General features: G+C 66.2%; 12 protein-coding genes. 8 read left to right on the plus strand and 4 right to left on the minus strand.

Annotation, left to right across the window (positions count from 1 at the left end; genetic code table 11):
* The 3 genes from AC1DS3_RS31750 to AC1DS3_RS31760 all read left to right on the plus strand — a co-directional run.
* The coding region (locus AC1DS3_RS31750; RefSeq protein WP_477128693.1) for an N-acyl-D-amino-acid deacylase family protein at nt 1–1,328 on the plus strand (1,328 nt) is incomplete at its 5' end.
* Between the two features lie 177 nt (nt 1,329–1,505).
* Nucleotides 1,506–1,799, plus strand: coding sequence for a putative quinol monooxygenase (locus AC1DS3_RS31755; protein WP_006160712.1), 294 nt, complete (start codon nt 1,506–1,508; stop codon nt 1,797–1,799).
* A gap of 199 nt (nt 1,800–1,998) precedes the next feature.
* Nucleotides 1,999–3,009 (plus strand): cysteine synthase A, encoded by a 1,011-nt coding sequence (locus AC1DS3_RS31760; protein ID WP_441634801.1) that lies wholly within the window; start codon nt 1,999–2,001, stop codon nt 3,007–3,009.
* 5 nt (nt 3,010–3,014) lie between these two features.
* Here AC1DS3_RS31760 and prpR read toward each other — a convergent pair whose 3' ends face one another.
* On the minus strand, nt 3,015–5,066 hold the full coding sequence (gene prpR / locus AC1DS3_RS31765) for a propionate catabolism operon regulatory protein PrpR (protein ID WP_477128694.1): 2,052 nt from the start codon (nt 5,064–5,066) through the stop codon (nt 3,015–3,017).
* 286 nt (nt 5,067–5,352) lie between these two features.
* Here prpR and prpB point away from each other — a divergent pair, with 286 nt between their 5' ends.
* The 4 genes from prpB (at nt 5,353) to prpF (ending at nt 11,476) form a co-directional block, all read left to right on the plus strand.
* Nucleotides 5,353–6,261 carry a methylisocitrate lyase gene (prpB, locus tag AC1DS3_RS31770; RefSeq protein ID WP_441634797.1) on the plus strand — a complete coding sequence of 303 codons (909 nt, stop codon included), beginning with the start codon at nt 5,353–5,355 and terminating at the stop codon, nt 6,259–6,261.
* A gap of 66 nt (nt 6,262–6,327) precedes the next feature.
* Entirely contained in the window at nt 6,328–7,497 is a 1,170-nt protein-coding gene (prpC, locus tag AC1DS3_RS31775) for a bifunctional 2-methylcitrate synthase/citrate synthase (RefSeq protein WP_477128695.1), read from the plus strand.
* 110 nt (nt 7,498–7,607) lie between these two features.
* Nucleotides 7,608–10,205 carry a Fe/S-dependent 2-methylisocitrate dehydratase AcnD gene (gene acnD, locus AC1DS3_RS31780; protein WP_477128696.1) on the plus strand — a complete coding sequence of 866 codons (2,598 nt, stop codon included), beginning with the start codon at nt 7,608–7,610 and terminating at the stop codon, nt 10,203–10,205.
* An 80-nt stretch (nt 10,206–10,285) separates the two neighbouring features.
* Nucleotides 10,286–11,476, plus strand: coding sequence for a 2-methylaconitate cis-trans isomerase PrpF (prpF, locus tag AC1DS3_RS31785; RefSeq protein ID WP_477128697.1), 1,191 nt, complete (start codon nt 10,286–10,288; stop codon nt 11,474–11,476).
* Nucleotides 11,477–11,603: 127 nt separating this feature from the next.
* Here the strand turns inward: prpF and AC1DS3_RS31790 are convergent, their stop codons facing one another.
* The 3 genes from AC1DS3_RS31790 to AC1DS3_RS31800 all read right to left on the minus strand — a co-directional run bounded on the left by AC1DS3_RS31790 (nt 11,604) and on the right by AC1DS3_RS31800 (nt 13,357).
* Nucleotides 11,604–12,062, minus strand: coding sequence for a GNAT family N-acetyltransferase (locus tag AC1DS3_RS31790; protein WP_441639995.1), 459 nt, complete (start codon nt 12,060–12,062; stop codon nt 11,604–11,606).
* Between the two features lie 329 nt (nt 12,063–12,391).
* The gene (locus tag AC1DS3_RS31795; RefSeq protein ID WP_477128698.1) at nt 12,392–12,883 is read right to left on the minus strand and encodes a PaaI family thioesterase; all 492 of its coding nucleotides are present in this window, start codon (nt 12,881–12,883) and stop codon (nt 12,392–12,394) included.
* A 36-nt stretch (nt 12,884–12,919) separates the two neighbouring features.
* Nucleotides 12,920–13,357 (minus strand): PaaI family thioesterase, encoded by a 438-nt coding sequence (locus AC1DS3_RS31800; RefSeq protein WP_477128699.1) that lies wholly within the window; start codon nt 13,355–13,357, stop codon nt 12,920–12,922.
* Between the two features lie 120 nt (nt 13,358–13,477).
* On the opposite strand from AC1DS3_RS31800, the gene AC1DS3_RS31805 reads away from it, so the two are divergent.
* The coding region (locus tag AC1DS3_RS31805) for a TetR/AcrR family transcriptional regulator (protein ID WP_477128700.1) at nt 13,478–13,701 on the plus strand (224 nt) is incomplete at its 3' end.

Here is a 13,701-nt window from a genome sequence, read left to right on the forward strand (position 1 = left end):
GGCACACCGCCGACCAGACGCTGAACGCGGCGGGCCAGATCGTCGCCCCCGGTTTCATCGATGCGCACACGCATGACGACCAGGCCGTGCTGTCGCAGGCCAACATGCCCTTCAAGATCTCGCAGGGCGTAACGACCGTGATTGCGGGCAACTGCGGCATCAGCGCCGCCCCGTTGCGCGCCGACATGGACCTGCCCATGCCGCTAAGCCTGATCGACTCGCCCGCCGAAGGCCGCTTCACCACCTTCGCTGCTTACCTCGATGCGTTGCGCGCCGCGCCAAGCTCCGTCAACGTGGCCGCGATGGTCGGGCATTCGACCTTGCGCGCGGTCACCATGCCGGCGCTCGACCGACCCGCCAATGCCGAAGAGATTGCCGCCATGCGGGCACTGGTCGAAGAGGCCATGCAGGCCGGCGCGATCGGCCTGTCGACCGGCACCTTCTACCCGCCTGCCGCCAAGGCGACAACCGAGGAGATCATCGAGGTCTGCCGGCCACTCAGCGCGCGCAAGGCGCTGTACGTGACGCATATGCGCGACGAGTCCGACCATGTCATGCAGTCGCTGGAAGAAACCTTCCGCATCGGCCGCGAGCTCGACGTGCCGGTGGTGGTGTCGCACCACAAGGTGCAGAACACCGCGAACTTTGGCAGGAGCCGGGTCACGCTGCCATTCATCCGTGAAACCATGAAGCACCAGTGCGTCTCGCTCGACTGCTACCCGTACACGGCCGGCTCCACCATGATCCGCACCGACCGCGGCATGCTCGAAGGCCGGGTGCTGATCTCCGCCAGCCAACCGCACCCCGAATGCGCGGGCCGCGATCTCGACGACATTGCCAGGGAATGGGGCGTGGCCAAGGACGAGGCCGCGCGCCGCCTGCAGCCCGGCAGCGCGGTCTACTTCCTGATGGACGAGAACGACGTCCAGCGCATCCTCGCCTTCGACGACACCATGATCGGCTCCGACGGCATTCCCGTTGGTGAGAGCCCGCATCCGCGCCTGTGGGGCACCTTCCCACGCGTACTCGGCCACTACTGCCGCGAGATCGGGCTGTTCCCGCTGGAGACGGCAGTCTGGAAGATGACCGGGCTGACAGCGCGCAACTTCGGCCTGCATCAGCGCGGCACGCTGGAGGTGGGCCACCATGCCGATATCGTCGTCTTCAGTGCCGAGAACGTGCGCGACGCCGCCAGCTACGAAACCCCCACCCGCCCGGCCGAAGGCATCGACGCCGTGATCGTCAACGGCGCCATTACCTGGCAGCACGGCGCGCACAGCGGGGCGCGCAACGGGCAGGTCATCACACGGCAGGCACGGCAGGACTAGCGGGGCGCGGGGCGATGGATTGCCAGCCCGCCCCTGCCGGGGCCGCTGGCCGCACCGCTATCGCCCAGGCGTGGACTTGTCAACCCGTCCAGATTATCCGGCCAATGTCCTAGGACATTCAGCCCAGGGCCTCGCCGCACGGCTACAATGGCGCGCCACACGCTTGCCGTTCACACCATGTCCACAACGTACACGCTTGTCGGAATTGCGCGCGCCAAGGCTCACCGCCGTGAAGTCCTGGTTGCCAAGCTGGCCGCGCTGCGCCTGCGCGGCGCCATGGAACCCGGCTGCCTGCGCTACCACGTGGGAGAAGACGCCGAGGATGCCGAGGTGTTTGTGCTCTATATGGAGTGGAATTCCAGGCACGCGCTGGAATCGCACCTCAACAGCGAATATGTGCGTGACTTTCACGCCACCCGGCAGGAGTTCCTGGAAGGGGATATCAATTTCCGGTGGTTGAATGCGGCCTGAATAAGGCCTGAATACGGCCTGAATACGGCCTGGCGGTCGCCCCGGCCGTGGCCAGAAAGCCACTCAAATCAAGTGCTGACAGCTAAAGCCGAGGCTGTCCTCGACTCTGGGCGCCCACCTGCTTGTCATTCCGCCGACGCCGATCTATCACTTTGAGTGACGCTCCACCACATCCGGAGCGCAACACCCGGAGTGCATCATGGACGTCAAGGATGGATTCGTCGGCACCATCGGCCATACACCGCTGATCCGGCTGGCAGGCCTGAGCGAGGAGACCGGTTGCGAAATCCTCGGCAAGGCCGAGTTCCTGAATCCGGGAGGCTCGGTCAAGGACCGGGCGGCGCTCTACATCATCCGCGACGCCGAGCGGCGCGGCGCGCTCAAGCCCGGCGGGACCGTAGTGGAAGGCACCGCCGGCAATACCGGCATCGGCCTGGCGCATCTGTGCGCCGCGCGCGGCTACCGCTGCATCGTGGTGATCCCCGACACCCAGTCCCCGGAAAAAATGGACCGCCTGCGGCTGCTCGGCGCCGAAGTGCGCACGGTGCCCGCGGCGCCCTACGCCGACCCCAACAACTACCAGAAGGTGGCCGGGCGCCTGGCCCAGGAGACGGAAAACGCCATCTGGGCGAACCAGTTCGACAACCTGGCGAACCGCCAGGCGCACTACGAAACCACCGGCCCGGAAATCTGGCACGACACCACCGGCAAGGTCGATGCCTTTGTCTGCGCCACCGGCACGGGCGGCACGCTGGCCGGCGTCGCGCGTTTCCTGAAGGAGAAGGAGCGCAACCCGCCCGTGCGCATCGTGCTGGCCGATCCGCACGGCAGCGGGCTGTATCACTTCGTCAAGCACCGCGAGGTCAAGGCCAAGGGCAACTCCATCACCGAGGGCATCGGCTCCAGCCGGATCACCGCCAACCTGGCGGACACCCCGATCGACGATGCGGTCCGGATCGACGACAAGACCTGCGTCGACATGGTCTACCGGCTGCTGCGCGAGGAAGGCTTATGGGTGGGCGGCTCGTCCGGCATCAACGTAGCGGCGGCGGCCTGGCTGGCCCGCGAGATGGGGCCGGGCCACACCATTGTGACCCTGCTGTGCGACCGCGGCGACCTGTATGCCGGACGCCTGTTCAATGCGGACTGGCTGGCGGCCAAGGGACTGACGCCGCGGCCCGTCGTGGCACAGCACCGAGAGCAGCCATGACATGACTACGGCGCCTCTTTCAGGCGCCGCCACAGGGTCGTGGCGCTGATGCCTAACTGATGACAGGCGGCGGCGCGGTTGCCCCCGCATTGCGCCAGCACGCGCCGGATATGCTCGGCCTGACTGGCGCGTGCCACGCCTGCGAGCGAGCCGGCCTCAGTCGAATCGTCACCCTCATCCCCCGCCTCACCTCTAGTGCTAGTGTCTCCCCCCTTTTCCGCCGCGCTGCGCAAGCCGCCAGCCAGCGGCGCAGGCTCGCCCTGCGGCTCCGTGCCAAACAGCTCCGGCGCCGCCGCCTGCAATTCAGCGAGCAAATCCCGGGGCGCCAGCTTGCGCCCCGCCACCAGCACGGCAATGCGTTCGGTCACGTTTTCCAGCTCGCGGATATTGCCCGGCCAGGCATAGCCCGCCAGCCTCGCCCGCACCGCTTGCGGCAGCGGCTGCGGCGCCGGCTGCCCCAGGCGTTCCTGGGCACGGCGGTAAAGCAGCTCCGCCAGCTCGGGCAGGTCGCCGGCGCGCTCGCGCAGCGGCGGCATCTCGATGCGCAGGATATTGAGGCGGTAGTAGAGATCCTGGCGAAAGCTGCCCTGGCGGACCAGTTCGCCCAGGTTGCGGTGCGTGGCGGCGATCACCCGCACATTGACCGGCACGGCCTCCAGGCCGCCGATCGGCAGTACCTGTTTTTCCTGCAGCACGCGCAGCAAGCGGGTCTGCAGCGCGGGCGGCATATCGCCCACCTCGTCCAGGAACAGCGTGCCATTGTGGGCGGACTCGAACAGGCCCGCCTTGCCGCCGCGGCGTGCGCCGGTAAAGGCGCCCTCTTCGTAGCCGAACAGCTCGCTTTCCAGCAGGGTCTCCGGAAATGCCGCGCAATTGACCGCCACGAACGGGAATACGCGGCGCGGGCTGGCGTCGTGCATGCCCTGGGCCAGCACCTCCTTGCCGGTGCCGCTTTCGYCGCCCACCAGCACGGTGGAATCCACCGCCGCATAGCGCCGCGCCAGTTCGCGCAGGTGATGCATGGCCGGGGATGCGCCAGCGAGGTCATCCAGGCTGTAGCGCACTCCGGCCGGCCGCGCGCGGCTGCGCGAGCGAAGGCTGCGGTCGACCCGGTGGATGGCATTGGCGTCCTGCAGCGTCAGCACAGCGCCGGTGGCGCCGCTCTCGGTGACGATGGGGATGCGGTTGACCACCACCATCTTGTCGCCAAGCTTGTGGATGGCCTCGAGCTCCTTGCTGCCGCTGTGCATCACGCCATCGAGCGAGAGCGCGGGGGCCAGCGCTTGCAGCTTGCGGCCCAGCGCGGCGGCCGGCGCCGTGCCGAGAAAACGCTCCATGGCCGGGTTGTAGGTCTGGATGCGCCCGTCCGCGTCGACCGCGGCCACGCCTTCGTTCAGGTGAGCCAGGATCGTGTTGACGTAGTCGCGCCGGCCGGACTCGATGCGGCGCAAGCGGGCCGCTTCGATCACATCCTCCAGCGCACCCCGCACCGAATTGCCTGAATACAGGAACACGCCGATCAGGCCGATCTTGTCCGCCAGGTCAGTCACCATGCCCGGCCCTACCACCACCTTCACGCCCTCTTGCTTGAGGGCCTTCACGCGGGCGGCAGCATCATCCTCGGTCAGGTACGTGTAGGCCGGGATGGACAGGGAAAAAGACCGCACGAATTCGTCCACCTCCGGATAGGTAGCGGCGTGTGTCACCAGCGCCACCTTCGGCGAGATGCGCCGCGCCGTCGCCAGCGCGCTCATCACATCGAAGCCGGTCACCTTGACCAGCACCACCGGCACATCGACGTGCTGGCGCAGGTAGGCGCCATTGGAGCCGCCCGCCACCACGGCATCGAGCCTGCCCTCGCGCGCTTCGCGGGCGACGGCGCTGGCGGCGGCCGCGTAGCCCTTGCCCACGATGCGGAACTCGGCCTGCGCGGCGTAGGCCGGGATCAGGTCGGCAAAGGCCCGGGACAGGCGGCTGATGCCGATGGCCCAGATTCGCGGACGGGCCGGCGTGGCCGTGCCGGAGGGGGGGATGGACGGGAGGATGCCGGATTGCATGGCGACGGAAAACGCTGCAGATACGCCGGATGGCGCTAATCTTMAGATTGTGCGCCCTCGCGGATTGCATTTCAATCTTGAAATACAATCCTTTCAAATTTGAAATTCATCACACATCAGCGACACAACGCAGCCCCGGCCGCGAAGCCTCAGGAATCGCCGCCAGCCCAGGACTGGCAAGGGCACCTACCCCATGCCACCCTCCCGCGCGAGGCCCCATGCACGGCCGAAAACAGGCTGGCACACCCCTTGCGCTTATCCGCAGTCCACTCCTAAAGCGATGATCATGACCTTCTCCACTTCCGACCTCGCCCGCTCCGCCGGCGCCCGCTTCCGCCAGGCACTGGCCGATGAGCATCCCCTGCAGGTCGTCGGCACGATCAATGCCAACCATGCCTTGCTGGCCAAGCGCGCGGGCTACCGCGCCATCTACCTGTCGGGCGGCGGCGTGGCCGCGGGCTCGCTCGGCCTGCCGGACCTGGGCATCTCCAACCTGGACGACGTGCTGACCGACGTGCGCCGCATCACCGACGTGTGCGATGTGCCGCTGCTGGTCGACGTGGACACCGGCTTCGGCGCCTCCGCCTTCAACGTGGCGCGCACCACCAAGTCGCTGATCAAGTTCGGCGCGGGCGCGATGCATATCGAAGACCAGGTCGGCGCCAAGCGCTGCGGCCACCGTCCGGGCAAGGAAATCGTCTCGCAGGGCGAAATGGTCGACCGCATCAAGGCGGCCGTCGATGCCCGTACCGACGAGAATTTCGTCATCATGGCCCGCACCGACGCGCTGGCCGTGGAAGGCCTGGACAAGGCCATCGAGCGGGCCGTGGCCTGCGTGGAAGCCGGCGCCGACGCCATCTTCCCGGAAGCCATGACCGACCTGGCCATGTACCGCAAGTTCGTTGACGCCGTGAAGGTGCCGGTGCTGGCGAACATCACCGAATTTGGCGCTACGCCGCTGTTCACCACCGAGGAACTGGGTGGTGCCGGCGTGTCGATGGTCCTCTACCCGCTGTCGGCCTTCCGCGCCATGAACAAGGCCGCCGAAAACGTGTACGCTGCAATCCGCCGCGACGGCACGCAGCAGAACGTGGTCAATACCATGCAGACGCGCGCCGAGCTGTACGAAAGCATCGGCTATCACGACTTTGAGCAAAAACTGGACGCCCTGTTTGCCCAGGGCAAGGCCAAGTAAGCACACCAGCAGCACTCGAACAGCACACGAGCACACGAGCACAGCAACCCCAAGGAGACTCCCCCCATGTCCGAAGCGCAACCGCTAGCCGCCCCGAAGCCCAAGAAATCCGTCGCCCTGTCGGGCGTGACCGCCGGCAATACCGCGCTGTGCACGGTCGGCCGTACCGGCAACGACCTGCACTACCGCGGCTACGACATCCTCGACATCGCCGAGACCTGCGAATTCGAGGAAATCGCCCACCTGCTGGTGCACGGCAAGCTCCCCACCCRCGCCGAACTGGCTGCCTACAAGGCCAAGCTCAAGGCCCTGCGCGGYCTGCCCGCCAACGTCAAGGCCGCCCTCGAATGGGTGCCCGCCAGCGCCCACCCGATGGACGTGATGCGCACCGGCGTGTCCGTGCTCGGCACCGTGCTGCCGGAAAAGGACGACCACAACACCCCCGGCGCGCGCGACGTCGCCGACCGCCTGATGGCCAGCCTGGGCTCCATGCTGCTGTACTGGTACCACTACAGCCATAACGGACGGCGCATCGAAGTCGAGACCGACGACGACACCATCGGCGCGCACTTCCTGCACCTGCTGCACGGCCAGAAGCCGTCCGCGCTGTGGGAGCGCGCCATGCAGACCTCGCTCAACCTGTACGCCGAGCACGAGTTCAACGCCTCCACCTTTGCCGGCCGCGTGATCGCCGGCACGGGCTCGGACATGTACTCGTCGATCTGCGGCGCCATCGGCGCGCTGCGCGGCCCCAAGCACGGTGGCGCCAACGAAGTGGCGTTCGAGGTCCAGAAGCGCTACGACAGCCCGGACGAGGCGCATATCGACATCTCGCGCCGCGTGGAGAACAAGGAAGTGGTGATCGGTTTCGGCCACCCGGTGTACACCACCGGCGACCCGCGCAACCAGGTGATCAAGGAAGTGGCGCGGCGCCTGTCCAAGGATGCCGGCTCGATGAAGATGTTCGACATCGCCGAGCGCCTGGAAACCACCATGTGGGACGCCAAGAAGATGTTCCCCAACCTGGACTGGTTCAGCGCGGTGAGCTATCACATGATGGGCGTGCCCACCGCCATGTTCACCCCGCTGTTCGTGATCGCGCGCACCTCGGGCTGGGCTGCGCATATCATCGAGCAACGCATCGACAACAAGATCATCCGCCCCAGCGCCAACTACACCGGGCCGGAAAACCTGAAGTTCGTGCCGATCTTCGTGCCGATCAAGGATCGCAAGTAATCCAGCCGGCTGCCGGTTTGCTCCCCTGTACCGCCTGTGGGAGAAGGGGGTAGTTGGCCGCAAAGCTGCGCCACTACCCCCTGATCGTTACTCTCTTTCGCCCCTACAAAATGAACACTGCAAACCGCAAACCGCTGCCCGGCACCCAGCTGGATTTCTTCGACACGCGTGCCGCGGTCGACGCCATCCAGCCGGGCGCTTATGACAAGCTGCCGTACACGTCGCGCGTGCTGGCCGAGAACCTCGTTCGCCGCTGCGACCCGGCAACGCTGACCGATTCCCTCAAGCAGATCATCGAGCGCAAGCAGGAGCTGGACTTCCCCTGGTTCCCGGCGCGCGTGGTCTGCCATGACATCCTGGGCCAGACCGCGCTGGTCGACCTCGCCGGGCTGCGCGACGCCATTGCTGCCCAGGGCGGCGACCCGGTCATGGTCAACCCGGTCGTGCCGACGCAGCTGGTGGTGGACCACTCGCTGGCCGTCGAGTGTGGTGGTTTCGATCCCGATGCGTTCGCGAAGAACCGCGCCATCGAAGACCGTCGCAACGAAGACCGCTTCGACTTCATCAACTGGACCAAGAAGGCCTTCAAGAACGTCGACGTGATTCCGCCGGGCAACGGCATCCTGCACCAGATCAACCTTGAGCGCATGAGCCCGGTGGTGCAGGTGAAAGACGGCGTGGCCTTCCCCGACACGCTGGTCGGCACCGACTCCCACACCCCGATGGTTGACGCGCTAGGCGTGATCGCCATCGGCGTGGGCGGCCTGGAAGCTGAAAGCGTGATGCTGGGCCGCGCTTCCTGGATGCGCCTGCYGGACATCATCGGTGTGGAGCTGACCGGCAAGCCGCAGCCGGGCATCACCGCGACGGACACCGTGCTGGCCCTGACCGAATTCCTGCGCAAGGAAAAGGTCGTGTCGTCCTACCTCGAATTCTTCGGCGAAGGCACCACCCACCTGACGCTGGGCGATCGCGCCACCATCTCCAACATGGCGCCGGAGTTTGGCTCCACCGCCGCGATGTTCTACATCGACGAGCAGACCATCAAGTACCTCAAGCTCACCGGCCGCGACGACGCGCTGGTCAAGCTGGTGGAAACGTATGCCAAGAAAACCGGCCTCTGGGCGGACAGCCTGAAAAATGCCGAGTACCCGCGCGTGCTCAGGTTCGACCTGTCCACCGTGGTGCGCAACATCGCCGGCCCGTCCAACCCGCACAAGCGCGTGCCCACCTCCGAGCTGGCCGCGCGCGGCATCAGCGGCAAGGTCGAGAACGAGCCCGGCCTGATGCCGGACGGCGCGGTGATCATCGCTGCCGTCACCAGTTGCACCAACACCAACAACCCGCGCAACATGGTGGCCGCCGGGCTGCTGGCGCGCAACGCCAACAAGCTCGGCCTCACCCGCAAGCCGTGGGTGAAGAGCTCGCTGGCGCCGGGCTCCAAGGCGGTCACGCTCTACCTGGAAGAAGCCAACCTGCTGCCGGAACTGGAGCAGCTGGGCTTTGGCGTGGTGGCGTATGCCTGCACCTCCTGCAACGGCATGTCCGGCGCGTTGGACCCGGTGATCCAGAAGGAAGTCGTGGACCGCGACCTGTATGCCACCGCCGTGCTGTCCGGCAACCGCAACTTCGACGGTCGCATCCATCCGTATGCCAAGCAGGCCTTCCTGGCCTCGCCGCCGCTGGTGGTGGCCTACGCCATTGCCGGCACCATCCGCTTCGATATCGAGAAGGATGTGCTGGGCACCGACGCCGATGGCAAGCCGGTGACGCTGAAGGACATCTGGCCGTCCGACGAAGAGATCGACGCGGTGGTTGCCGCCAGCGTGAAGCCAGCGCAGTTCCGCAAGGTCTACGAGCCAATGTTCGCCGTGACCGCCGACACCGGCGAAAAAGCCAACCCGCTGTACGACTGGCGCGAAATGAGCACCTATATCCGCCGCCCGCCCTACTGGGAAGGCGCATTGGCTGGCGAACGCGCGCTCACCGGCATGCGGCCCCTGGCCGTGCTGGGCGACAACATCACGACCGACCACCTGTCGCCATCCAACGCCATCATGCTCGATAGCGCAGCCGGCGAGTACCTGGCCAAGATGGGCCTGCCGGAGGAGGACTTCAACTCCTACGCGACCCACCGCGGCGACCACCTGACCGCGCAGCGCGCCACCTTTGCCAACCCCACCCTGAAGAACGAAATGGTGGTGGTGGACGGCAAGGTCAAGCCAGGCTCGCTTGCCCGCATCGAGCCAGAGGGCAAGGTCACCCGCATGTGGGAAGCCATCGAGACCTACATGGCCCGCAAGCAGCCACTGATCGTTGTTGCCGGCGCCGACTACGGCCAGGGCTCCTCGCGCGACTGGGCCGCCAAGGGCGTGCGCCTGGCCGGCGTGGAGGCGATCGTGGCCGAAGGCTTCGAGCGCATCCACCGCACCAACCTGGTCGGCATGGGCGTGCTGCCGCTGGAGTTCAAGCCTGGTGTCAACCGCACCACGCTGGGCATCGACGGCACCGAGACCTACGACGTGATCGGCGAACGCACGCCGCGCTGCGAGCTCACCCTGGTGATGCATCGCAAGAACGGCGAGCGCGTGGAAGTGCCGGTGACCTGCCGCCTCGATACCGCGGAAGAAGTGTCGATCTACGAAGCCGGCGGCGTGCTGCAGCGCTTTGCGCAGGACTTCCTCGAATCGTCGAAGGCCGCTGCGTAAGCGCGCGCAGGCGCATCGACCAGCAACGTGTTCGGGCGGTATGGCAACGTACCGCCCGCTTTCATCAGGACGAGTATTCCATGGCCCACGTACCCCAGATCAAGATCCCCGCCACCTACATCCGTGGCGGGACCAGCAAAGGCGTGTTCTTCCGTCTGCAGGATTTGCCCGAAGCCGCGCAAGTGCCGGGCGCCGCCCGCGACGCGCTGCTGATGCGCGTCATCGGCAGCCCAGATCCCTACGGCAAGCAGATCGATGGCATGGGTGCTGCTACCTCCAGCACCAGCAAGACCGTCATCCTCTCAAAAAGCAGCAAGCCCGATCACGACGTCGACTACCTGTTCGGCCAGGTCTCCATCGACCAGCCGTTTGTCGACTGGAGCGGCAACTGCGGCAACCTCTCCGCCGCCGTCGGCCCCTTCGCCATCAGCGCCKGCCTGGTMGACCCCAGCCGCATCCCGCACAACGGCGTGGCCATCGTGCGCATCTGGCAGGCCAATATCGGCAAGACCATCATCGGGCACGTACCCATCACCAATGGCGCCGTGCAGGAAACCGGTGACTTCGAGCTGGACGGCGTGACCTTCCCCGCCGCCGAAGTCCAGCTCGAGTTCATGGATCCGGCAGCCGAGGAAGACGGCGCCAGCGGCGCCATGTTCCCCACCGGCAACCTGGTCGACGACCTGGAGGTGCCGGGCGTCGGCACGCTCAAGGCCACCATGATCAATGCCGGCATCCCGACCATCTTCCTGAATGCGCAAGCCATCGGCTACAAGGGCACGGAGCTGCAGGACGCCATCAATGGCGATGCCAAGGCCCTGGCGATGTTCGAGACCATTCGCGCCCACGGCGCGGTGCGCATGGGTCTGATCAAACATATCGATGAGGCGGCCACCCGGCAGCACACGCCGAAAGTCGCCTTTGTCGCCGAGCCGGCCGACTACGTGGCCTCCAGCGGCAAACAGGTTGCGGCCGGCGACGTCGACCTGCTCGTGCGCGCCTTGTCCATGGGCAAGCTGCATCACGCCATGATGGGCACGGCCGCGGTCGCCATCGGCACCGCGGCGGCCATCACCGGCACGCTGGTGAACCTGGCTGCCGGCGGTGGCGAGCGCAACGCAGTGCGCTTCGGCCATCCCTCGGGCACCTTGCGGGTGGGCGCCGAAGCCAGCCAGGTCGATGGCGAATGGACCGTGACCAAGGCCATCATGAGCCGCAGCGCCCGCGTGCTGATGGAAGGATGGGTGCGCGTGCCGGGCGACGCGTTCTGAAGCACGCTGACGTGGCCGCACGGGTTTCACGCTGGATGCGTTTGAGCGGGTGCGCCATGTCCTTAGGTGCGTAGCTGCGTAGATGTGTAGTTCCAGGGGACCCGGCCCCATGCCGGCCCCCTGCGTTTCAGCCCGCCATGGGCGCCTTGATGACAAAGCCGCGCTCGCGGTCGCCGTCGAATCCCGCCGCGACATACAGCCGATGCGCCGCCTCGCGCTGCGCCCCCGACAGCATCATGACCTTGCAGCAGCCCGCCTGCCAGGCCAGCGCCAGAGCATGACGAAGCATCGCCAGGCCAATCCCGCGCCCACGCCAGGCGGCTGCGGTCACCACATGTTCGAGCAGCCCGATCGGTTGGCCGAGCCTGGGCAGGCTCGGGATGATTGCCAGCATGCAGGTTGCGGCGAGCTTGCCACCGTGCTCCGCCACCACAAGGCGCGTTGCATCGCTCTGCAGCACGCGTGCCAGCGCCTGCGCGGCCGACGGGCCATCAAAGTCCGGATCTGCCGGCCGCAGCTCCCTGTAAAGCAAGAGCAAGCCATCCAGGTCATCCAATCGTGCTACGCGGAAATTCGTGTCGGTCATGGCGGGCACATTTTGCAAGGCACGCGTAGTCTGCGCGGCTAGCCACGGCGCTCGCCACCGGGACAATCCCGAAGCTGCCACGATCTGCAACGATCGCCAGAGTGGACCAGCATCTCCCGCCCTGTCCGCGCCGCTTKAATGGCAGTCCGGTCGCGTAGCGAGCGGACTGCCATTTTCCATTTGCGCCGTACCTCTCGCCCTGCAGGCTTGCCTGGCTAGCCGAAGCCGCGCGCGGCGGGAATTGCGGGATCTCATGAGATGGCACCGGTCGGGTCGTAGGAKGCAAATGCCTGGCCGTTAATTGCGCTAATGAAGCCAGATCAAGCATCTCAATCGTGCGGCACGGGTGGCTTGGCGGTCTGTGGCTCGACAGGCACGAAGATGACCTCGCCCGAGGCCACCAGCCGCAGCTCGCCGCCGGCCTGCTCCGCGAACACTTCCGCCCTTGCAAACACCTGCCGCTTGCCTGCCTTGGTCACGCTGGCCCGCGCCACGAACGCCTGCCCCACGGCCGGTGCCATGCAGTTCACCGAATAGTGGGAAGCCATCACCGGCCCACCTACCGTGGTGGCCGCGAACCCGCAGGCGGTATCGACCAGGGCGCMGATCACGCCCGCATGGAGGAATCCCGCGTATTGCGTGGCTTGGTCATGCCAGGCCATGCGCAGTTCCGCCGCCCCGCCCTGCGCGCTGATCACCTCGAAGCCCAGCCACCGGTTGAAGGCGGCAGCCTGGTTGACACGCTTGACCGTGTCCAGCGAATAGGCGCCGCTGGTGATCGCACTGGTGGTCGCGCTGGTGCCGCTCGTATCTGCTGTCATTGCATTACCCTGCCTGATTGAGATCCAAGGAAAAACTCACTGCATGGCCCGGAAAGTCGCGTTGGCCCTGGCGCAAGCCACGCCGTCGGCGGTGACGAAAGCCTGGGCAAAGCACAGCGTGCCGCCGACCTTGGTGAATGACGTTTCGAACATCAKCCACTGCCCGATCCTTGCGACGTTGAGGAAGTCGATCGACAGGTTCACAGTGACCAGGCTGCGCGGCTCGGCGAATTGCATGCCGCACGACAGCCCCATGGCGTTGTCCGCCAAGGCCGTGATCAGCCCGCCATGAGCAAAGCCGCGTGCGTTGGTGTGGGCCTGGGCGAGCTTCACCGCCAGCACGATGGCCTGGTCCGAGCGCCTCGAGTACAGCGGCTCCCAGGGGTCGGTCAACGGACTATGGCGAAAATGCGGCGCGAAGCCGGCGGGAAGGTCGGCGGGAAGGTCGGCATGTTCGGCCGTGGCACTGGTCATCGTGGTGTCTCCTGGTCGTATCGTTGAGGCTGTGATGGCTCAACCACTATTTTTAATGTAGACCAGTCTATATAATTTTTGCAGGATATCAACCCCGCCAACGACCGAGGACTTCATCACATGGCCGCCCAAGCTAAACATCGGGACAAGATCGTCCGCGCCGCCGCCGTGCTCTTTCGCCGGTATGGCTACGCCGCCAGCGGCACCAATGACATCGTTGCATTGAGCGGCGCGCCAAAAGGCTCGCTCTATCACTACTTCCCGAGAGGTAAGGAGCAGATCGCCGAGGAAGTCATCGTGTACGCCGGCGAACTCGTGCGTGCGACGCTCGCGCAGCTATGCTC

This window comes from Cupriavidus sp. 01L46 (assembly GCF_056399905.1).